The following is a 20,148-nucleotide window of genomic DNA, read 5'->3' as shown; positions in this document are numbered from 1 at the left end:
CTGCGAATCAGGGGCCGGCCTTGAAAGATTTCTACCAGAGATAGACACCCGTGACTAGATGTCGGGTGGGGGCGCGTGCCCCCACCCGACATCTCCTCAGCTCGCCTGCAGCGTCACGTCATCGATCACGAAGCTGGTCTGCAACGACGAGTCCTCGGTACCGGTGAACTTCACTGTCACCGTCTGCCCGGCGAACCCGGCAACGTTCACCGTGCGCTGGGCGTAGCCGGTGGCGGCGTTGAGGTTCGAGTACGTCGCCATCGTGGTCGAACCCACCTGCACGACGAGCTTGTCGTACGCCGTTGAGGTGGTGGTCTCGGCGGTGTCGATGTGCAGCCAGAACGACAGCGTGTAGCTGGCGCAGCCGGCCGGGATGGTCACCGACTGGGACAGGGTGTCGGTGTGGGTGCTGCCGTACCCGTCGAGCCACGCCTTGTACGACCCGGTCCGGGCCGGCTGGCTGCTCGAATTGGTGATCACGCCCGAGGACGCGGTCCACGGCGTGCTGCCGCTCTCGAAGCCACCGTTACCGACCACCTGGCCGCCGGCGCAGCCGCCGGTGCCGGTCACCGTGAGGGTGAGGCTCGCGGTACGGGTGACCGACCCGGTGCCGGTGACCGTGATGGTGAAGGTGCCCGTCGCCGCGCTCGCCGACGCGGCGAGGGTCAGCGTGGCCGACCCACCGGAGGTCACCGACGACGGGCTGAAGGAGACGCTCACCCCGCTGGGCGCGCCGGACGCGGTGAGGCTGACCGTCTGCGCCGAGCCCGAGGTGGTCGCGGTGGTGACGGTGGCGGTGGTGCTGGCGCCCCGCGCGACGGTACGGGCGGCGGGGCTGACCGCCACGGAGAAGTCGTTCGTCGGGGTGCCGCTGCCCACGGCGAGTTGCCACAGCGCGTACGCGACGCCGTCCGCGGCCCGGTTCAGCACCGTGGCGCTGACGTTGGCGGTGGTGTCGCAGGAACGGTGGTAGCAGGAGTCGTAGGCGGCGTTGGCCGTGCCGCCCCACTTGGCCGCCTGGCTGCTGGTCTTGCGGGCGCTCGCGCCCGCGGCGTACCCGGAGGTGGGGATGCCGGCCTGCTGGAAGTAGTAGTCGTCGGAGCGGCCCTGACCCTCGACGTTCTCCTCCGGTTGCAGCCCCAACGAGTCCCAGTACGCCTTCAGCGGCGCCGCCGTCGTGGAACTGACCCGGTTGATGAAGTAGCCACCGTTCGTCGAGCCCACCATGTCGAAGTTGTAGTAGCCCTTGATGTAGCCGCGCTGGGTGCTGGTGAGCGAGTTCACGTAGAACCGGGAGCCGTTGAGCCCCTGCTCCTCGTCGGTCCACCAGGCGAACCGGACCTTCTTCGTCATTGTCGGGTTCTGCGCGGCGAGGACCAGCGCGTTCTCCAGCAGGGTGGCCGAGCCGGAGGCGTTGTCGTTGATGCCCGGGCCGGCCGAGACGCTGTCCAGGTGGGCGCCGAACATGACCACCTGGTCGGTCGGGCCGCCGGGCCACTCGGCGATGAGGTTGTTCGAGGGGTACGTGCAGCTGGAGCAGGTCTGCTCGCTGACGGTGTAGCCGGCGGCCTGGAGCCTGCTCTTCACGTAGCCGACCGAGGCGGTGTAGCCGGCCGAGCCGGCCCGCCGGTTGCCGCCGTTGCTGCTGGCGATGGAGTTGAACTGGGTCAGGTGCGCCTGGACATTGGTGACGGAGATGTCCGGCGCCGCCAGGACGGCGGCGGACCCGGCGATCGGCCGGGTCGCTGTCGTCGCGGCGGAGGGTGACGCGCTCACCGGCTGGGCGGCCAGCGTCACCGTCATCCCGGCGAACACGGCGAGCGCGATTCCCGCGCTCAGCGTTCTGCCTCTCATGGGGGCTCCTCGGGGGTTGGAGAGATAACCGAGACACTTACAGAGATCTATGTCTGCGGCATCGGACGTTCGTCCCGAACCCCCGACGGTTCGACGGTGGGTACCGGCGTCGGCACAGGTGAGTAGAGGTGCCAGGATGGGTAGGTAACGCCAGCAGGGGTCGTCGGGCCCGGAACGGGGGGCTTGCGATGAGGCCGGGTCGAGCGTGACACGACCCCGCACCGACCTGTTCGACGACGGGGGCGACACCGGTCGACTGATGGCGGAACTGGACTGGGCCGCCACTCCGCTGGGCGCGGTGTCGAGCTGGCCGCAGAGCCTGCGTTCCGCCGTGCGGGTGGTGCTCTCCTCCCGTTACCCCATGCTCCTGCTCTGGGGAGACCGCCTCTCCCAGCTCTACAACGACGCGTACTCCGCGCTGATCGGCGACAAGCACCCGGCAGCGCTCGGCGACGACGTACGGGTGACCCTGGCCGAGGGCTGGGACGTCCTCGCCCCCCTGATCGAGCAGGCCATGACGACCGGGGTGGCCAGTTGGGTGCCCGCTCTACAACTCCTGCTGGAGCGCGCCGGCTACCGCGAGGAGGCGTACTTCAGCGTCTCGCACGCCCCGGCCCGCGACGACGACGGCAGCACCGTCGGCGTGCTGACGGTGTGCAGCGAGGTCACCGAGCAGGTCGTCGGCGAACGGCGACTGCGACTGCTGCGCGACCTGAGTCTGCGCGGCGACGGGCGCACCGTCGACGTCGACGCCACCTGCGCCCGGCTGATCGACGCGATCGGCGGCCACCCGCTGGACGTGCCGTTCGCCGCGATCTACCTGCGAGACGGCGCGGTGCTGCGTCGGACGGCCCGCACGGGCGGCGACCCCAGGGTGGCCGGGGCGCTGCCGGACGTCGTCGACATGGCCGACCCCAGCCCGGCGGCCCGCGCCTGGGCGCTGGCGGACGCCGCGCAGGGTCGAGCCGTCGACGTGACAGGCGTCGCGGACCGACTGCCCGTGCCCGCCGGCCCGTGGGGCGATCCCACCCGCACCGCGCTGGTGCTACCGCTGCCCTCGGCCGCCGACGACCAGCCGCTCGGCGTCCTGCTGGCCGGCGTGAGCCCCAACCGGGAGCTGGACGAGGCGTACCGCTCCTTCTACCAACTGCTCACCCAGCAGGTCTCCATGGCGGTCCGCAACGCGAAGGAGTACGAGCAGGAGCGGCGCCGGGCCGAGACGTTGGCCGAGCTGGACCGGGTGAAGACCACCTTCTTCACAAACGTCAGCCACGAGTTCCGTACCCCGCTGACCCTCATGCTCGGGCCGCTCGCCGACGCGCTCGCCGACACCGCCGCGCCTCTGGCGCCTGCGCAGCGGGAGCGGGTCGAGACCGCCTGGCGCAACGCCACCCGGTTGTTGACCCTCGTCAACAGCCTGCTCACCTTCTCCAGCCTGGAGGCGGGCCAGGCTCGCAGCGATGCCCGCGAGGTCGACCTCCCCGCGCTCACCGCCGAGTTGGCAAGCGTCTTCCGGGCCGCCGTCGAACGGGCCGGACTGGCTCTGGAGGTCGACTGCCCGCCGCTACCCCGGCCGGTCACCGTCGACCCGGTCAACTGGGAACGCATCGTCACCAACCTGCTGTCCAACGCCCTGAAGTACACGTTCCTCGGCCGCATCCGGATCGCGGTGCACGCCGACCACGACGAGGTACGACTCACCGTCGCCGACACCGGAATCGGGATCTCCGAGGCGGACCTGCCGAAGCTCTTCGAGCGCTTCCACCGGGTGCAGGGGGCACGCTCGCGCAGCCACGAGGGCACCGGCATCGGCCTGGCCCTGGTGCACGAGCTGGCCCGGTTGGAGGGCGGCGAGGTCCGGGTGACCAGCACTGTGGGTGCCGGCACCACCTTCACCGTGGCCCTGCCCTGGTCGGCGGCGCGGCGTACGGCATCGGCCGGGCCAGCGCCGAACGGACATCGAGACATGGCCCGCGCCGCCGTCGCCGAGGCGGTGGGCTGGCTGACCGACCCGGCCGGCGGCGTCGCCGAGCCCGCCGTGGCTCCCGGACCGGCCACCGACGAACTGGCCGGGGCACGGATCCTGGTAGCGGACGACAACAGCGACATGCGCGCGTACCTGAGTCGGCTGCTCGCCGCCGAGGGTTGGCGGGTGCGGTCGGTCACCGACGGCCGGCAGGCCCTCGACGCGATCCACCGGGAGCCGCCGGACCTCGTGCTCACCGACGTGATGATGCCGGTGCTGGACGGCTTCGACCTGGTGCGCCGACTGCGTGCGGACCCGGCGACCCGGGCGCTGCCCGTGTTGGTGCTCTCCGCGCGGGCGGGCGAGGAGGCCAGCGTGGTGGGCCTGAGCCTCGGCGCCGACGACTACCTGGTGAAGCCGTTCGCCGCCGCGGAGCTGATCGCCCGCATCCGGGCCGCCATCCGCCGCGCCCGCACCGACGCGTCCGGCGACGACTCCGCCGCACCTGCCGCCGAGGACAGCCCGGGCGCGGCCGACACCCCGAGGTCGACGCGACCCGCCGGGGTCAGCGCCGTCGCGCCCGCTCCGCCGGTGGCGGAGCCCACCGGGAGCACCCCCGCCGTGCGCTCCGCCGCCGAACCGGTCAACGGGGAAGCGGCCGGCACGGAACCGGCCGGCGCGGGACCGGCCGGCGCGGGACCGGCAGGCGCGTCCGCAGTCGGCACGGCCGACGACGGGCTCGGCGACACCCTGGCGGCGGAATGGACGTACCCGTCGGTGTCCACCTCGGCGTCCGCCATGCGTCACGACGTCCGGCTGGCGATGGACGAGGTGGACGTCCACGCGGACGTGTTGGAGGATCTGCTGCTCGCCGCGTCGGAGGCGATGAACAACGCCGTCGAGCACGCACAACGACCCAGTCGCCCCGAGGTGCGGGTCCGGCTCCAGGTCGGTGGCGAGCGGGTTCGGATCTCGGTGCGCGACTTCGGCACCTGGCGGGACCGCCGGCCGGCCATGGACCGGGGCCGGGGCGCGCTGTTGATGAACGCCTACGGCGACGTACGACTGGTCTCCACAGGCGAGGGGACGACGGTGACCATCGAGCGCCGGCTGACCGATCCGGCCTGAGTCACCGCGGCCGGCGTCTCAGAGTCGACGGCCGTCCGGGGCCCGGGCGATGATGCCGTCCAGTCGCTCCCCCGGCGTGAGCGTGGCCGGGTCGAACCAGAAGATCACCACCTGCTTGTCCACGCTCCAGCGCGCCAGCCGGGCATCTATCTGCCGACCGCCCACCGTGCCGATGATCCGCTCGGCGGGGCCGACGAAGTAGCCGAAGGTGGGCGCCGGCGCGGCCGACGAGCTCTCGTCGTAGCCGATCTGGTGGAAGCCGGGGCTGCGGTCGGCGCCCTCGACGTCGTTGACCAGGATGTCCGTGTCCACCGTGCCGTCGGGGGCACGGCGACCGGCGGCCAACCCGATGGTCACCTTCGGCTGGCCGGGCACGGTGACCCGCACGAAGTAGTAGACCCGCCGATCGCTGCCGTGCTGCACCCCCGTGTCGACCAGCTGGCCCAGGGGCTTCGGACCCCGCAGGTCGCGGGCCATCGTCGGCGGTGGCGTGGCCTCCCGCGACGCCGTCGGCGCGACGGCGGCCGAGGGCGGCGCGACGGCGACAGGTGGTGCGGAACCGGTCGGTGCCGTACCGCCCGGCCCGGACGCGCCGACCGCCACCACGGCGACGGAGGCCAGCCCTGCCACGAGCGTCGCCGCGGCGCCGCCGGCAATCCGCCGACGGATACGCAGCCGCCGCCCCGCCCGCATGACGGTGGCCAGGTCGAGCATGGCGTCGGGGCGCTCCGTCGCACGCATGGCGTGGCGGAGCCGATCCAGCTCGCTCATCGGCGCGCCTCCTCGTCGGCGGTGCGTGGTACGGCGGTACGCAGCTTCTCCAACGCGCGCGAGCTGGTGCTCTTGACGGTGCCGACGGACAGGGCGAGTTCTCGGGCCACCTGCGCCTCCGGCAGGTCGAAGTAGTAGCGCAGCACGACGATGGCCCGCTCCCGAGGACTGAGCGCAGCGAGGATGGTGACCAACCAGCGCCGGGTCGTCACATCGTCGGCCACGTCGCCACGCCGCTGTTCCGGGACCTCCTCGGTCGGGTACTCCCGCATCGGCCGCCGCCACCGATCCACCAGGTGGTTGACCAGGGTGCGACGGGCGTACCCGTAGGCGTCGTCGTCGTGGATCCGCGACCACGACGCGTAGGTGCGAACCAGCGCGGTCTGCGCGGCGTCCTCGGCCTGGTGGTGGTCGCCGGTCAGCAGGAACGCGGCGTGCACCAGTCGCGCGGACGCCGCCCGCGCGAACTCGACGAACTCCGCGTCACCCCGCGCCACCGCGAACCCTCCCCCGTGCCACACCGCTTCAGACGGGTGAGACCCCGCAAAGGTTGAGTCCTCGCGAGCGCAACCTTTTGGCGGTCTCACCCGTCTTCTCTCCCGCGTCGCCGCAGACCGGCGCGCGAGGGGAGAGGAACATGTCGACGAAGGCTACCCGTCGGGGGTACCCAGCCTCAGCGGCGTTGCTGCTGGCCGTGGCGCTGCTCACCGCGTGTGGCCGGCCCGCCTCCGGCAACGGGCCGGCCGGTGGTTCCGGAGCCGGACCGGACCCCACGGGCCTACCCCCGGCGGTCGCGGCGGGACGGCCGGGAACGGCCGGGATCGGCGGCGTCGCGACGGCGGCTCCCACTGTCGTACCGGTCCGCTATCCCGCCACCGGCAGTAACCGCTGGTCGGTGGCGGCTGCCGAGACGACGGGTGGAGGTGGGAGCGAGGGTCAGTTGCTGCGCTACCGGGTCGCCGTGGAGCGCGACATCCGGGGCCTTACGGCGAGCGACATCGCCACGGCCGTCTCCGCGACGTTGAACGACAGCCGCGGATGGACGGCGGACGGGACGTGGCGGCTGCGCCGGGTCGGTGCTACCGAAGCGACGGACTTCACCATCTACCTGGCGACCCCCGGCACCCGTGACACCCTCTGCCAGGACGAGCCGGACGGCTACACGTCGTGCCGCAACGGTGCCCGGGTGGTGCTCAACGTGGCGCGCTGGGTCACCGGGGTGCCGGGCTACGGCGCGAGCCTGGCCACCTATCGGCAGTACATGGTCAACCACGAGGTGGGGCACAAACTCGGATTCGGTCACGAACGCTGCCCGGGTCGGGGCCGGCCGGCGCCGGTGATGCAGCAGCAGACGTTGGGCCTGCACGGGTGCCGCGCCGGGGCCTGGCCGTACCCGAACGGCACGACCCGCTACGACGGGCCGGTCGGGGCGTACGACGACGAGATCCCACGGCGCGAGGGCGCCTATCCGGCGCATTGACCCCGACGACCAGGAGGCCGTACGTCAGGTGCCGCGGCGGCGCTCCTGCTCCAGTCGCTCATCCAGCCGCCCCAGCTCGTAGATGTCGTTGAGGCTGGTCGGCAGGCGACGGACGTTGTCCGGCCCGGGGTCGGGATCCGGCTGTGGAGCGGGATCCGGCTGCGGGTCGGGATTCCGCCGTGGAGCGGGACCCGGTGTGGGAGCGGCGGAGGTGCCGGGCGCGCGGCGACGCAGGAGCAGCAGCGCCAGCACCGCCAGGACGGCCGCGACCAGCAGGTAGGAAACGGGCGGCCAGCCATCGCGGGCGGGGCTGGCGAGCGCCGGCGGGACCTCGGACGCCGGGGTGTCACCGGTGCGCTGGGGCACGGCCGCATCCTGGGCGTCGGTGCCGGAGCCACCGGCCGGGCGGTCGGGGGTGGCCGGACCCCGGGCACCGGCCGACGCCCCGGCGGGAGCGGCGGTCGCACCAGGCGCGGCGGGGTTGGGCTGGCCGGTCACCGGTGGCGGGCTCGGCGTCGACGTCGCGGTGGGGGTGACGCTCGCCGTCGGCGTCGCACTCGGCGTGCCGTGGCCGCCGAGCACACCGTCGACGACGCGGCCGACGCCACCGAGGATGTCGCCGACCGGGCCCGAGGGGGGCGACGGGGACGGCGCGGGCGCGAGGGCGAGGGTCAGCACGAGGGCGGCGACGGCAGGCACAGGCTCACCTCGGAGGTGTCGACTGTCCGGCACAGTACCGCGTGCTTCGACGCCGTGGGTGACCCGGCCACGCCGGGGCTGGGGAGGGTATCCGGACGTCGCGCGCTGCCCTGCGGTCGTCCGCGACCGTCGGCCACTGTTACCCGGCGGTTACGCGACGGCGAAACGCGCGTGCCGCGCGAGGACGACCGTGACGGCTGAGGGTCACCGGCAACGCTGCCGCGACGTGACCCCGGCATCGAGCGGAGAGATCACCATGAGGATCAGGAGCACACTCACCGCGTTGGCGGTAGTCGTCGCCGGTCTGGTCGCCAGCGCGGGCAGCAGCACCGCGGCAGGCAGCATGACCGGGTCGGCGTACTGCGGGATCACCTGGGGCAGCGCCGAGAAGTCGGCCGGCGCGCTGAGCGACGCCCCGCTGGTCGGCGTGCGGACCGGGCGGCAGGACTGCTACGACCGGGTGGTGTTCGAGTTCGCCGGCCTGGTCGACGGTTACGCCGTCGGCTACGGCGAGACGTGGACCGAGGGCGAAGGGCTGGCGCTGTCGCCGTACACCGCCGGGGACGCGCTGCTGCGGGTCTCGCTGCGGGCCCCGGCGTACGACGACGACCACCAGGGCACCGTGCCCTACGCGGTGGGCGAGCACGTCGCGAACGTGCTGCCCTGTTCGACGCTGCGCGATGTCGTCTTCGGCGGCAGCTTCGAGGGCTACAGCACCTTCGCGGTCGGCGTACGGGCCCGGTTGCCGTTCCGCACGTTCACGCTCGCCGGCCCCGGCGCGCACAGCCGGATCGTGCTGGACGTCGCCCACCAGTGGTGAGCGGAACCGCCCACTAGTCATGGTGGGGGCGGCGGGCCGTGCTGAACCGTCGTTGGTAGGCGGCGGGGCTGATCGACAGCTTCCTGGCGAAGACCCGCCGCATGCTCTCGTAACTGGGGAACCCGGCGAGGGTCGCGGCCTGCGTCGCCGTGTGGCCCTGGTCGAGGAACGCCCGGGCCAGGTCGAATCGGATGTTCTCCACGTAGCGGGCCGGTGTCGTGGACAGCTCGTCGTGGAAGAGCCGGGTGAGGTGCCGGGTGCTCACGTTGAGGTGTTTGGCGAGCTCACCGAGCGAGTAATCCCCGCGGGGGTTCGCGGTCACCACGTCGGCGATCCGCCGCAGCGCCGGCGAGCGGGGCGGCGGGCCCTGCAGCGGCGCGGAGAACTGGGACTGGCCGCCCGCCCGCTGCATGTACACCACCAGGGCGCGTGCGACGTCGCGCGCCACGTCGGGCCCGTGGTCCTCTTCGACGAGAGCGAGGGCCAGGTCGATACCGGCCGTCACCCCTGCCGAGGTGTACGTGCTGCCGTCGCGCACGTAGATCGCGTCGGGCTCGACGCGGCAGGTCGGATGCCTGGCGGCCAGCTCGTGCGCGACCTGCCAGTGCGTGGTGGCGCGCTTGCCGTCGAGGACGCCGGCAGCGGCGAGGACGAACGCCCCGGTGCAGATCGATGCGACCCTTCCGGCCACCGCCGCCGGTCCCCGTGCGGCCTCGGCCAGGTCGGCGGGGACGTGGGCGCGCGGATAGTGGTCGGACCCGGCAACCAGCAGCGTGTCGAAGGCCGGCTCGGAGGAGACGGCGCCGTCGACAGCCATCCGGACGCCGAGACTCGACGTGACGTCCGCGCCCGTCGGCGACAGCAGCACGATCTGGTAGTCGGCGCCGAAGCGGTTCGCCTCCTTGAACACCTCCGCCGGACCTGCGACATCCAGCAACGTCACTCCGTCATAGACGAAGATCGCGACGCGGTGGGGCGGCGTGGACACCGGGTATTGGTAGCACGCCACCACCGGAGATGACGGTGATCCTCAGGGAGCCGTCGTCCACCTCACGACTTGCCGTCCGAATGTGAGTGGTTCCTGGCCGGATGAGGGCGGCAGCGTACGACGATCGGTGGGCAGCATGGGGGCCACCAGGACGTTCGCATCGTGCGCCGGGAAGGTCGGAGGGCATGTCAGAGGTCATCGCGGGGTTGGAGATTCCCGATACGGCGGCGGTCGCCGAAGCGACCAGGCACATTCGGGAGACGACCAGACCGCTCATCTATCACCACTCCCGACGGGTCTTTCTCTTCGGCCTGACGCACGCGCACCGGCTCGGTGTGAACCCGGATCCCGAGCTGCTCTATCTGGCGTCGATGTTCCACGACAGCGGTCTCCTGACTCCGTTCTCCGACGTCGAACAGCGCTTCGAGGTCGACGGCGCCGACCACGCGCGCAAGTTCCTGCTGGACCGGGGCTTCTCGACGGTCGCCGCCGAGACCGTCTGGACCGCGGTCGCGCTGCACACCACACCGGGCATCCCCGACCGGATGGGCCCGGAGATCGCCACCACCTACCTCGGCGTGCTGACCGACGTGCTCGGCCTAGGCCTGGACGGGCTGGAAGCCGATCAACTGGACGAGATCCTCGCCGTTCATCCCCGCGGGGACTTCAAGAACGAGTTCCTGCGGGCCCACCTCGATGGGCTGCGGAACCGCCCGGACACCACGAACGGCACCGTGAACTCCGACATCCTGCAACACTTCATTCCCGATCTCGATCGCGTGACGACTGTCGAGCGCATCGTCGGCTCACCCTGGCCGAGCTGACCGGACACGGGCTCGCGCGGTCGGCGTCAGGCGTCGGCCAGCCACGGGGCCGCACCGCCGGGCCACGCCGACGAATCCTCCGAAAGGACTTGAGCATGCAAGCGATCACCGTGCGCGACCGCGACGCGGGTGTCGGCGGGCTCGCCCTCACCGACATGCCGTACCCGCACGCCGCGGAGAACGACGTCATCGTGCGCGTGCACGCCGCGGGCTTCACCCCCGGCGAGCTCGACTGGCCGGCGACGTGGACCGATCGTGCCGGCCGGGACCGGACACCCAGCATTCCCGGGCACGAGGTGTCCGGAGTCGTGGTCGAGCTGGGCTACGGAACCACAGGCCTCACCGTGGGCCAGCGGGTGTTCGGACTGACCGACTGGGCGCGCAACGGATCCCTTGCCGAATACACCGCGGTGGAGGCTCGCAACCTCGCTCCGCTCGCCGCCGACATCGACCACACCGTGGCCGCGGCGCTGCCCATCTCCGGACTGACGGCGTGGCAGGCGCTGTTCGACCACGCCCACCTCACGACGGGCCAGACCGTCCTCGTCCACGGCGTCGCGGGCGGCGTCGGCTCGATCGCCGTCCAACTCGCCCGGGAGGTGGGCGCCCACGTGATCGGCACCGGCCGAGCCGACGACCGCGAGCTGGCACTCACCCTCGGCGCGCAGACCTTCGTCGACCTGGACGCCGACGGCCTGGAGCACGTCGGCGAGGTGGACGTGGTGCTCGACGTCATCGGCGGCAACATCCTCCGGCGGTCGACCGAACTGGTACGCCCGGGCGGCACCCTCGTCACCATCGCCACGCCGCCCACCGTCCAGCCGAGGGACGGTCGCGCCATCTTCTTCGTCGTCGAACCCGATCGCGCCCGGCTGGCCGACCTCGCCCACCGCGTGCGGACCGGGCGGCTCAAGCCCGTCGTCAGCGCCGTGCTGCCGCTCTCCGAAGCGACCTCAGCCTTCGTCCGACACCGCCGCACCCCCGGCAAGACGATCATCCGGATCGCGGAGGAACACGGCACGGCGTACCCCATCACGGACAACGGGGCAGCGCAGCCAGATCGTCAGTAGTTCACGTAGGCGGTGAGGGTCGGTGCTGGGAGTACTCGCCGCCGGCCATGGACGACGTGACTGTCGCGACGTCGCTGAAGCCGGCGATCTCGGCGACGATGGCACTGGCGACCACCAAGATCGTCCCCACCATGCGGAACATCGTCGACGGATGCCTGTACGCGCCACCGGCCGTGAGCCGCCGGACCGGGAGGGTTGGCCCACTCTCCCGGTCCGGCTCTGCGCGGCGAGCTTCGACGCAGTTGGTCAGCGGGCCGTCGGGGAGTGCGACCAGGTGCCGATCGTGCCGGCCGGAACGGCGTCCGCGTCTGTCACGTCGGAGACCCCGATGAGGAGGGTGCCGACGACACCGCCGACCGCGTGCACAGCCACGACGTCGAGCGAGTCGTCGTAGCCGAACCGGTCCTTCAGGCTGACGGCCCCGGCGCAGCCGACGCCGGCGACGACGCCGATGGCGATCGCACCCCAGGGGCCGGTGCCTCAGGCGAGGTCGGCCGCCTCCAGTGCGGTGCAGCAGGTGTCGACGATGAGCCGGGTGACGGTGTACGGGTCGACGTTGGCGTTGGGCCGACGGTCTTCGATGTAGCCCTTCTTGTCGATCTCCACCTGCCACGGGATGCGGACGGAGGCGCCACGGTCGGAGACGCCGTAGCTGTACTCGCTCCAGGGCGCCGTCTCGTGGGCACCGGTAAGGCGGGCCTCGACGCCTGCGCCGTAGCTGCGGATGTGCTTCAGGGGCTTGTCGCCCCGGCCGAGGGACTCGCAGGCCTCGATGATCGCCGCGTAGTTCTCGCGCATCGCCCCGGTGGAGAAGTTGGTGTGGGCGCCGGCGCCGTTCCAGTCACCCCGCGCGGGCTTGGGTTCGAGGGTGGCCGAGATGCCGTAGTCCTCGGCCGTGCGGTGCAGCAGCCAACGGGCGATCCAGAGCTGGTCGGCGACCTCCAGCGGCGACAGGGGGCCGACCTGGAACTCCCACTGACCGGGCATGACCTCGGCGTTGATGCCGGAGATGGTCAGGCCGGCGGCCAGGCAGTTGTCCAGGTGCTTCTCGACCACGCCGCGGCCATAGATCTCGTCCGCGCCGACACCGCAGTAGTAGCCACCCTGCGGGGCCGGGTAGCCACCGTCGGGGAAGCCCAGGGGGCGGGAGCCCTGGAAGAACGTGTACTCCTGCTCGATGCCGAACAGGGGCTGCTGAGCCGCGAACCGGTCGGCCACCGGGCGCAGCAGGGCCCGGGCGTTCGACTCGTGCGGGGTGCCGTCGATGTTGAACACCTCGCACAGCACCAGCAGGTGCGCCCCACCCCGGATCGGGTCGGGGTAGGTGGCGACCGGCTCCAGGACCCGGTCGGAGCTGCGGCCCTCGGCCTGGTTGGTGCTGGAGCCGTCGAAGCCCCAGGTACCCGGCTCGACGCCGTCGGCGATGATCTTCGTCTTCGTCCGCAGCTTCGCGGTCGGCTCGGTGCCGTCGATCCAGATGTATTCAGCCTTGTACGCCATGTGTCTCTTTCTCCTGTGCTGGGCCGGATGGCCAGTCGAAATCGTGATCGGACGAGTGCGTGGCTCAGACCGCCGCGAGCGGCGCGTCCGTTCGCACGAGGTGGGTGTCCGCTGCCGGACTCGCAGCGCGCAGCGCCGACGTGAGCACCGTGACGACGCGGTCGTGTGCGCCTCGCTCGGCGTCGTAGAGCGGGGTGCCTCCCCAGCGGTCCCGCAGAGTTGGGTCGGCCCCGCGGTCCAGGAGGTACTGGACCACGTCGAGGTTCCCCTCGGAGGCGGCCAGATGAAGCGCCGTACGTCTGTCGTAGTCGGCGGAGTTGGGGTCCTTCCCGGCGGCCAGCGCGAGCCGGACGTACTCCAGGTCACCGTGGCTGGCGGCCCACAGCAACCGCGTGGTCGACGCCACCTCCTCCTCGTTCCGCCCGCGCCGCGGGTCGCGTTTGCCGGAGTCCTCGCCGGTGGCCAGGGAGTCGTAGACGTGGAAGTTGAACCTGTTGACGAGGGCCTCGCAGAAGGCGACCCCTCGGACGGAGTTGCCCAGCGCGTCGAGGCGCGGCGACCAGACGCAGATGCCCAGCACGCCGGGAACCACGATCATGAGTCCGCCGGAGACGCCGCTCTTCGCCGGCAGACCGATCGTGAAGGCGAACTCCCCGGAGTAGTCGTACATCCCGCAGGACGACATCAGCGACAGGCACTTGCGTACGGTGTCGGCCGAGAAGATCCGCTCCCTGGTGAGCGGATTGACGCCGCCGTTGGCAAGCGAGGCGGCGACAACCGACAGCGACCGTGCGTCGACCTCGATCGAGCAGCACTGGAAGTAGAACTCCAGCGTCTCGGTGAGGTCCGTCCCGTCCGGGAAGGCACGGTGCTCACGCATGAAGTAGCCGAGGGCGAAGTTCCGGTCGGCCGTGCGGCGTTCCGAGAGGTAGACGGCGTTGTTGAACCCGACCGCTCCGCCGCCGGCCAACCTGCGCCACGTCTCGGCAACGTGGTCGAAGCGGTCGGCCATCTCCCAGGTGGGGCGCAGCAGCGAGCAACACATGATGGCCCCGGAATTGATCATCGGATTATGCGGGAGCCCCTCGCTGTTCAGCGTCAGCTCGTTGAACCCGCGACCGCTGGGCTCCCGCCCCACATGCCTGTGGACCTGCTCGGCGCCGTGCTGTTCCAGCGCGAGACAGTAGTTGACGGGTTTGCAGACCGACTGGACGCAGAAGACGCTCTCGGCGTCTCCCAGCGCCAGGCGCTGCCCATCGGTGGTGCACAACGCGATCCCGAACTTCTCCGGATCGACGCGGCCCAGTTGCGGGATGTAGTCGGCGACCTGGCCCTCGTCGACACCCCGGAGCCCTTCGTAGATCGCGAAGATCTCCGCTCGGAGCGCGGCGAAGTCCGGAATGACGAGATCCCCGCGAAGCGACTTCTCGATGACGCCGCCGCCCGCCCTGCACAGTGCGATGAAGCGGGTCAGGTCGATGCGTGCTGGTCCCTCGGCGCCCACGGCGGGACGCAGCTCGCCCCAGACCTGGGCCAGACGCGGATCAGCCTCCGAGATCCCCGCCGCGCGCAGCCGGTTGGCAAGGTCGGTCAACGAGACAGTGCCCTGTGGGTCGACGGCGAAGGAGGCGAACAGTTTCCCGTATTCACCGGCTCCCGAATCGTCGGTGGATGGCATTTTGTCGGGGCTGCCCGACCACGCCTGCTCGATGCGACGCGCCGCGGTTCGGGGTTTCTTGATCGTGGGCATGACGTGGCTCGACCGCTCCGTAGAAAGTTTGCGTCAATGCGGCCACCGGCCTGGTTACTCGCGCCTCAAAGCATTCGGCCGGCCAGCCTCGCACATTCGAAAGGCTACGTGGGGCCAGTGCACATTCGCTTTATTCCGACTGACCAACGGCAGGTCAGAGGGTACGCATCGACATCGGTGCCGGGCCTTGCCTCTTGTCAACTATTCGTCAACCGCGGCCACGTACAACTACCAGGCCGTGACGGGCCTCATCCTCGGCCCAGGAATGTTCACGGCGAACCAGGGCACGTGAGAGTCAACTGATGAGGCAAGGAGTGGACATGACACGGGTACTGATGGTGTTGACCTCGCACGACAAGTTGGGCGACACCGGGCACAAGACCGGCTTCTGGCTCGAGGAACTGGCCGCGCCCTACTACCGGTTCCGCGACGCGGGGTGGGACGTCACGCTCGCCTCGCCCCGGGGCGGCCGGGCACCCCTGGACCCGAAGAGCGACGAGCCGGACTTCCAGACCGACCAGACCCGCCGGTTCACGGCGGACGCCGAGGCGCAACGCCAGCTCGAGACGACGGTACGGCTCGACTCGGTGTCCGTCGACGACTTCGACACCGTCTTCTACCCGGGCGGCCACGGCCCTCTCTGGGACCTCGCCGAGGACAACGACTCGATCAGACTGATCGAGCAGGTCGTCGCGGCGGGCAAGCCGATCGCGCTGGTGTGCCACGCGCCGGGCGCGTTGCGGCACTGCGCGACGTCCGAGGGCGAGCCCCTGGTCGCCGGGAAGCGGGTCACCGGGTTCACCGACAGCGAGGAGGAGTACATGGGCCTGACCAAGGTCGTGCCGTTCCTCGTCGAGGACGAGTTGGTCGCCAAGGGTGCCGAGTTCTCCAAGGCGGGTAACTTCGAGTCCTACGTGGTGAGCGACGGGCTGCTCATCACCGGCCAGAACCCTGCTTCCTCGGGTCCGGCGGCGGATCAGCTGATCTCGCTGGTGAGCCGGGCCGGCGCGTAACCTCGATCGTCGCCGTCCGGCGGGACCACCGTGCGGGCCCGCCGGACGGCCGACACCGATCGGAGACCAAGCTCAGCTGGCCCGTACGGCGTGCACCGCGGAGACCGCGGCGGCGCCTTCACCGACAGACCTGCTGCCCGGTGAGGAGACTCAGTTCGCCGAGGAACTCGCCCGGTCCGCGCCGGTAGATGAGACGCTCAGGCTCCAGCGCCGTCGCGTCGCGGACCGCCTCCGCGGTGGCCGTCCGCAACAGGAAGAAGTCGTAGGAGTTGTCGCCCGTGGCGTACAGATCCTGTCCCGGCTGGACTTCTTCCTCGGTGCCGTAGCTGGCGAGGCGGTCGAACTGCTCCGCGTCGAGGACAGGGCCGTCGGCGTCGCCGGTGCTCATGCTCGAACGATAGGTCTCGCATGTTGACGACAAGTGGATCGCGCCACTGATCACCTGGGACGGGCTGCCTCGGCAGCGGCTGCGCCAGCAGCAAACCTAGCCGCGGGAGCCCGGCTGGGGCTGATCGGGTGCCTCCGCACCCGACTCGTCGGCCAGGTGCCAGACCTCCCGCATCGGGGCCCACCAGTCTCCCGAACCGGGTTCGGCGACCGACTCCTGACACGGGTCGGTCAGCTTCCACCACTCCTGCGTCTGCGGGTCGGCGGCGATGTACCGCAGGTCGGCCTCGTAGTCGTCGCCGACGTACTCGTAGTAGCCGAAGAGCAGGTCGTCGTGGAGGAAGATGGTGTAGTTGCGGAAGTTCGCCTCGCGCAGCGTCTTCTCGACGCTCGGCCAGACCTCGGCGTGTAGGCGCAGGTAGGTCTCCCGGTGCTCCGGACGAAGCCGGATGACGCAGCCATGACGTTGCACGTCGTGTCCTCTCGGGTGAACTGGTCACGCGGTGGCGACGGTCCGGGGCGGGTCGGCCATCGCTGTTGGCGACCCGATGGTAGCCGTTGCCAAGATCGAGGAGCACCCCCCGGAGGTCGAGGACCGCCGTTCCGGTGCCACGGCCCCGACCGGCCGTCGACACCGACCGTTTCGCCAGGGCTGCGCAGCGACGCGGCGGGTCTACCCTCAGGTCGTGGAGGGCCGCGTACTGGTGGTCGAGGACGACGCCTCCATCCGGGAGGTCACCGCCCTCGGTCTGCGTCGCGCCGGTTTCCGGGTCGACACCGCCATCGACGGGCGGCAGGCGCTGCTGACCTGGCGAGCCCATCCGGTCGACGCGATCGTGCTCGACGTCATGCTGCCCGGTCTGGACGGTCTGGAGGTCTGCCGGGAGATCCGGCGGACGAGCCAGGTGCCGATCCTCATGCTGACCGCCCGCACGGACACGCTCGACGTGGTGGTCGGCCTCGAGTGCGGCGCCGACGACTACCTGCGCAAACCCTTCGACCTGCCCGAGCTGGTGGCCCGGGTCCGCTCGGTGCTGCGGCGGGCAAGCGTGCCTGTCGGTTCGCACACCATCGCCGTCGGCGACCTGGAGATCGATCCGGGTGGCTTCGTCGTACGCCGCGACGGTCGGGAGGTGACCCTGACCGCCACCGAGTTCCGTCTGCTGCTGGAGCTGGCCCGTCGCCCCGGCCAGGTCTTCACCCGGGAACTGCTGCTGGACCTGGTCTGGGACCACCGTTTCCTGGGCGACTCGCGACTCGTCGACGTGGCGGTGCAGCGGCTGCGCGCCAAGGTCGAGGACGACCCGGCGCACCCACGGCGCATCCGCACCGTGCGCGGCGTCGGCTACAAGCTGTCCACGGGCTGACGGGAGGTCGGCGATGGCCGGACGAGCGGTGGCACCGGGCCGCCTGCGGCGCCGGCTGACGATCGCGTTCGTGCTGGTCGCCGGGGTGTCCGCCGGCCTGCTCGCCGGTGGGGCCGGGCTGCTGCTGCGGCAGTCCTGGTTGGACGCCTCGCTGCACCAGGCCGCCGCCGACGCCCGCTACCAGCTCCTGCTCGCCGGTGAGTTCCTGCCCCTGACCGAGCAGCGCGGCACCGACCTGCTCACCAGCTTCGAGGGCAGTGGCCGGCACGTTCTCCTGGTCGACGGCCCCGTCCGCCCCTCCCACCCGGCGTACGCCCCCGCCCTGGGCACGCGGCTGCGGGCGGCGGTCGCCGACGGGCAGCTCGCCTACCAGCGTTCGACGCCGGCGCAGCGCCCTCGACTGCTGGTGGTCGGCGGACGCATCCCCGGCTCGACCGCGGAGCTGTACGTGATCACCGTGGAGGACGACATCGCCGCCGACCTGGGTCAGGTGCGCACCGCGCTGCTGGCCGGCTGGGTGCTCGTCGTGCTGGTGGCCGCCGGGGTGGGTCACCTCCTGGCTCGGCGCACCCTGGAGCCGGTGGGCCGGGCCAGCCGGGCCGCCCGGTCACTCACCGAAGGGCTGCTAGCCACCCGTCTGCCGGTACGCGGGCGCGACGAGTTCAGCGTCTGGGCGGCGTCGTTCAACGAGATGGCCGAGGCGCTGGAGTCGAAGATCGCCGCCCTGTCGGCCGCGCAGGCCCGGGAGCGGCGGTTCACCGCCGACGTCGCGCACGAGCTGCGTACCCCGGTGACCGCCCTGGTGGTCGCGGCCTCGCTGCTGGGCGAGCAGCTGGACCGGCTACCCGACGACGCCCGGCCGGCGGCGCGGCTGCTGGTGGGCGACGTGGCCCGGCTGCGCCGCCTGGTCGAGGACCTCATGGAGATCTCGCGGCTGGACGCCGGGCGGGAACGGCCGAGCGTCGAGCCGGTGGACGCGCCGGCGCTGCTGCGCGAGATCGTCGCGGCGCGCGGCTGGTCGGACCGTGTGCTGGTCGTCGGCGACCCGGTGGCGCTGCGCACGGACCCTCGCCGCCTGGAGCGTGTCCTCGCCAACCTGGTGGTCAACGCGGTCGAGCACGGCGGCGGCGAGATCCGGGCGACCGTGACCGGGGCCGGCGCGCTCGTCGTCGTCGAGGTCACCGACCAGGGGCCGGGCATTCCCGCCGAGCACCTGCCGCACGTGTTCGACAGGTTCCACAAGGTCGACGCGTCGCGGTCCGCGCCGGGCAGCGGGCTCGGCCTGGCCATCGCCCGGGAACACACAGCCCTCCTCGGCGGGGTGCTGAGCGTCCGCAGCGCGCCGGGCACCGGCACTCGTTTCCGTCTGGAGCTGCCGGCGCTCGGCACGGGCGGGCCGCCCACCGGCGTACCACGCCCGGCGGGGAACCCCGACGAGAGCAGCGAGGCGGCGCCCGCCGGCCCGCCGGGCGGTGTGGCGTGAGCGGGCACGGCCCGGTCGGGGTGGGCCGGCGCGGCGGGTGGCGCGCGGTGGGCGTGCCGGTGCTCGTCGCCGCGCTCCTGCTCGGCGCGTGCGGCACCCCCCGCTCCGGTGTCCTGGGCGCGGCGCCCACCGCGCCGCCGCTGATCGTCCCGCCCACCTCGACCGCCGCGTCCGCCCCGCCGAGCGGGCCGCCGACCGGGCCACCGCCGTCAGCGGCGGCCACCCGCACCGCGCCGCGTCCGCCGGCACCGACGTCCGTCGGCACCCGCCGGCCCGAGCCGGTGACGATCGAGCTGTGGTACGTGCGATCCGGCCTGCTCGTTCCCACCCGGCGCACCCGGCCGGCCACCGTCACCACGTCCCGGCTCGCGCTTACCGAACTGGCCGCCGGGCCCACGCCGGCCGAGGCCGCCACCGGCATGGTCACCCTGCTGCCGGCAGGTGTCGAGGTCACCCGGATCGCCGACGGCGTGGCGACGCTCGGTCCCGTCCCGTCCGGCGACGATCCGGCGGAGCGTCGGCGACTGCGCGAGGCGCAGGTGGTGTGGACGCTCACCCAGTTCCCCACCGTCCGGCAGGTCCGCTTTCCCGGCGGCGTGCCGGTCGGCCGGGCCGACTATCCGGACCTGCTCGCGCCGATCGTGGTCACCGCCCCGAGCGTCGGCGACCGGGTCACCGCGCCGCTCACCGTGACCGGCACCGCCGACGTGTTCGAGGCCACGGTGAGCATCCGGGTGCTGGACGCCGCCGGCCGGGAGGTGGCCACCGGCTTCGGCGCCGCCAGCTGCGGCAGCGGCTGCCGGGGCGCCTACCGGCTGGTGGTCGGCTGGCACACGGCCCGGGAGCAGCACGGCACGATCGAGGTGTACGAGGTGTCCGCGCGCGACGGCTCCCGGAGCAACAGGGTGGCGGTGCCGGTGATCCTCGCGCCGAGCGGCGGCTGACCGCCCCGTCTCAACGCCGTACGAAAACGTGACCGTTTCGTCTACCGGGTGCGACGCACCTCATAAAAGCCTGCGGAAACGGCCAGCAGCGAACTAGGGTCAGT

The 20,148-nt window shown here is 71.8% G+C and carries 19 protein-coding genes and 1 pseudogene; 9 read left to right on the top strand and 11 right to left on the bottom strand.

All coding sequences use genetic code 11. The annotated features are described in order from the left end of the window. Positions 1 to 96 precede the first annotated feature (96 nt). Positions 97 to 1,854 (bottom strand): M28 family peptidase, encoded by a 1,758-nt coding sequence (locus ACLQ26_RS27095; RefSeq protein ID WP_425747146.1) that lies wholly within the window; start codon positions 1,852 to 1,854, stop codon positions 97 to 99. 205 nt (positions 1,855 to 2,059) lie between these two features. Between ACLQ26_RS27095 and ACLQ26_RS27090 the strand changes: the two genes are divergently transcribed. Continuing rightward, the gene (locus ACLQ26_RS27090) at positions 2,060 to 4,948 is read left to right on the top strand and encodes an ATP-binding protein (protein WP_425747145.1); all 2,889 of its coding nucleotides are present in this window, start codon (positions 2,060 to 2,062) and stop codon (positions 4,946 to 4,948) included. Between the two features lie 18 nt (positions 4,949 to 4,966). Here ACLQ26_RS27090 and ACLQ26_RS27085 read toward each other — a convergent pair whose 3' ends face one another. Beyond that, positions 4,967 to 5,719: a hypothetical protein gene (locus ACLQ26_RS27085; protein WP_425747144.1), complete on the bottom strand. Its 753-nt coding sequence runs from the start codon at positions 5,717 to 5,719 to the stop codon at positions 4,967 to 4,969. Continuing rightward, positions 5,716 to 6,216, bottom strand: a complete 501-nt coding sequence (locus tag ACLQ26_RS27080; RefSeq protein ID WP_425747142.1) for a SigE family RNA polymerase sigma factor — start codon at positions 6,214 to 6,216, stop codon at positions 5,716 to 5,718. The genes ACLQ26_RS27085 and ACLQ26_RS27080 overlap by 4 nt, the downstream gene beginning before the upstream one ends. Before the next feature lie 140 nt (positions 6,217 to 6,356). Between ACLQ26_RS27080 and ACLQ26_RS27075 the strand changes: the two genes are divergently transcribed. Further along, positions 6,357 to 7,199: a DUF3152 domain-containing protein gene (locus ACLQ26_RS27075; protein WP_425747141.1), complete on the top strand. Its 843-nt coding sequence runs from the start codon at positions 6,357 to 6,359 to the stop codon at positions 7,197 to 7,199. A gap of 24 nt (positions 7,200 to 7,223) precedes the next feature. Here ACLQ26_RS27075 and ACLQ26_RS27070 read toward each other — a convergent pair whose 3' ends face one another. After that, on the bottom strand, positions 7,224 to 7,898 hold the full coding sequence (locus ACLQ26_RS27070) for a hypothetical protein (RefSeq protein ID WP_425747140.1): 675 nt from the start codon (positions 7,896 to 7,898) through the stop codon (positions 7,224 to 7,226). A 256-nt stretch (positions 7,899 to 8,154) separates the two neighbouring features. Here ACLQ26_RS27070 and ACLQ26_RS27065 point away from each other — a divergent pair, with 256 nt between their 5' ends. Continuing rightward, positions 8,155 to 8,718 carry an AMIN-like domain-containing (lipo)protein gene (locus ACLQ26_RS27065; protein ID WP_425747139.1) on the top strand — a complete coding sequence of 188 codons (564 nt, stop codon included), beginning with the start codon at positions 8,155 to 8,157 and terminating at the stop codon, positions 8,716 to 8,718. Between the two features lie 13 nt (positions 8,719 to 8,731). Here ACLQ26_RS27065 and ACLQ26_RS27060 read toward each other — a convergent pair whose 3' ends face one another. After that, positions 8,732 to 9,706 carry a GlxA family transcriptional regulator gene (locus ACLQ26_RS27060; RefSeq protein ID WP_425747138.1) on the bottom strand — a complete coding sequence of 325 codons (975 nt, stop codon included), beginning with the start codon at positions 9,704 to 9,706 and terminating at the stop codon, positions 8,732 to 8,734. Between the two features lie 185 nt (positions 9,707 to 9,891). On the opposite strand from ACLQ26_RS27060, the gene ACLQ26_RS27055 reads away from it, so the two are divergent. Together ACLQ26_RS27055 and ACLQ26_RS27050 are read left to right on the top strand one after the other, a co-directional pair. After that, positions 9,892 to 10,530 (top strand): HD domain-containing protein, encoded by a 639-nt coding sequence (locus ACLQ26_RS27055; RefSeq protein ID WP_425747137.1) that lies wholly within the window; start codon positions 9,892 to 9,894, stop codon positions 10,528 to 10,530. Between the two features lie 95 nt (positions 10,531 to 10,625). Beyond that, a complete protein-coding gene (locus tag ACLQ26_RS27050; RefSeq protein ID WP_425747136.1) occupies positions 10,626 to 11,600 on the top strand; it encodes an NADP-dependent oxidoreductase in 975 nt (324 codons plus the stop codon). Position 11,601: 1 nt separating this feature from the next. On the opposite strand, the gene ACLQ26_RS27045 is transcribed toward ACLQ26_RS27050, so the two are convergent. The 4 genes and pseudogenes from ACLQ26_RS27045 to glsA form a co-directional block, all read right to left on the bottom strand. Then, the gene (locus ACLQ26_RS27045) at positions 11,602 to 11,733 is read right to left on the bottom strand and encodes a hypothetical protein (protein WP_425747135.1); all 132 of its coding nucleotides are present in this window, start codon (positions 11,731 to 11,733) and stop codon (positions 11,602 to 11,604) included. A gap of 188 nt (positions 11,734 to 11,921) precedes the next feature. After that, positions 11,922 to 12,071: pseudogene (locus ACLQ26_RS27040) on the bottom strand (ammonium transporter); the annotation flags it as partial. Positions 12,072 to 12,080: 9 nt separating this feature from the next. Further along, complete coding sequence (gene glnII, locus ACLQ26_RS27035; protein ID WP_425747134.1) at positions 12,081 to 13,100, bottom strand: glutamine synthetase; 1,020 nt, start codon at positions 13,098 to 13,100, stop codon at positions 12,081 to 12,083. A 64-nt stretch (positions 13,101 to 13,164) separates the two neighbouring features. Beyond that, complete coding sequence (gene glsA / locus ACLQ26_RS27030) at positions 13,165 to 14,778, bottom strand: glutaminase A (protein ID WP_425747133.1); 1,614 nt, start codon at positions 14,776 to 14,778, stop codon at positions 13,165 to 13,167. A 392-nt stretch (positions 14,779 to 15,170) separates the two neighbouring features. Between glsA and ACLQ26_RS27025 the strand changes: the two genes are divergently transcribed. Then, positions 15,171 to 15,863: a type 1 glutamine amidotransferase domain-containing protein gene (locus tag ACLQ26_RS27025; protein WP_425747132.1), complete on the top strand. Its 693-nt coding sequence runs from the start codon at positions 15,171 to 15,173 to the stop codon at positions 15,861 to 15,863. A 118-nt stretch (positions 15,864 to 15,981) separates the two neighbouring features. Here ACLQ26_RS27025 and ACLQ26_RS27020 read toward each other — a convergent pair whose 3' ends face one another. Continuing rightward, positions 15,982 to 16,251, bottom strand: a complete 270-nt coding sequence (locus ACLQ26_RS27020; RefSeq protein WP_425747131.1) for a cyclic nucleotide-binding domain-containing protein — start codon at positions 16,249 to 16,251, stop codon at positions 15,982 to 15,984. A gap of 96 nt (positions 16,252 to 16,347) precedes the next feature. Further along, positions 16,348 to 16,722 (bottom strand): L-rhamnose mutarotase, encoded by a 375-nt coding sequence (locus ACLQ26_RS27015; protein WP_425747130.1) that lies wholly within the window; start codon positions 16,720 to 16,722, stop codon positions 16,348 to 16,350. A gap of 214 nt (positions 16,723 to 16,936) precedes the next feature. On the opposite strand from ACLQ26_RS27015, the gene ACLQ26_RS27010 reads away from it, so the two are divergent. From ACLQ26_RS27010 to ACLQ26_RS27000, 3 genes are read left to right on the top strand one after another with little or no spacing between them, the layout of a single operon-like run. Further along, a complete protein-coding gene (locus ACLQ26_RS27010; RefSeq protein WP_425747129.1) occupies positions 16,937 to 17,617 on the top strand; it encodes a response regulator in 681 nt (226 codons plus the stop codon). 13 nt (positions 17,618 to 17,630) lie between these two features. After that, complete coding sequence (locus ACLQ26_RS27005; RefSeq protein WP_425747128.1) at positions 17,631 to 19,100, top strand: ATP-binding protein; 1,470 nt, start codon at positions 17,631 to 17,633, stop codon at positions 19,098 to 19,100. After that, positions 19,097 to 20,044: a Gmad2 immunoglobulin-like domain-containing protein gene (locus ACLQ26_RS27000; protein WP_425747127.1), complete on the top strand. Its 948-nt coding sequence runs from the start codon at positions 19,097 to 19,099 to the stop codon at positions 20,042 to 20,044. Before ACLQ26_RS27005 ends, ACLQ26_RS27000 begins: the two co-directional genes overlap by 4 nt. Positions 20,045 to 20,148: the final 104 nt, after the last annotated feature.

The sequence above is a fragment of the Micromonospora sp. DT43 genome (assembly GCF_049841645.1).
GTDB lineage: Bacteria > Actinomycetota > Actinomycetes > Mycobacteriales > Micromonosporaceae > Micromonospora.
Note: the sequence above shows the minus strand (reverse complement) of the source record. Positions and strands in the feature narration are given on the sequence as shown.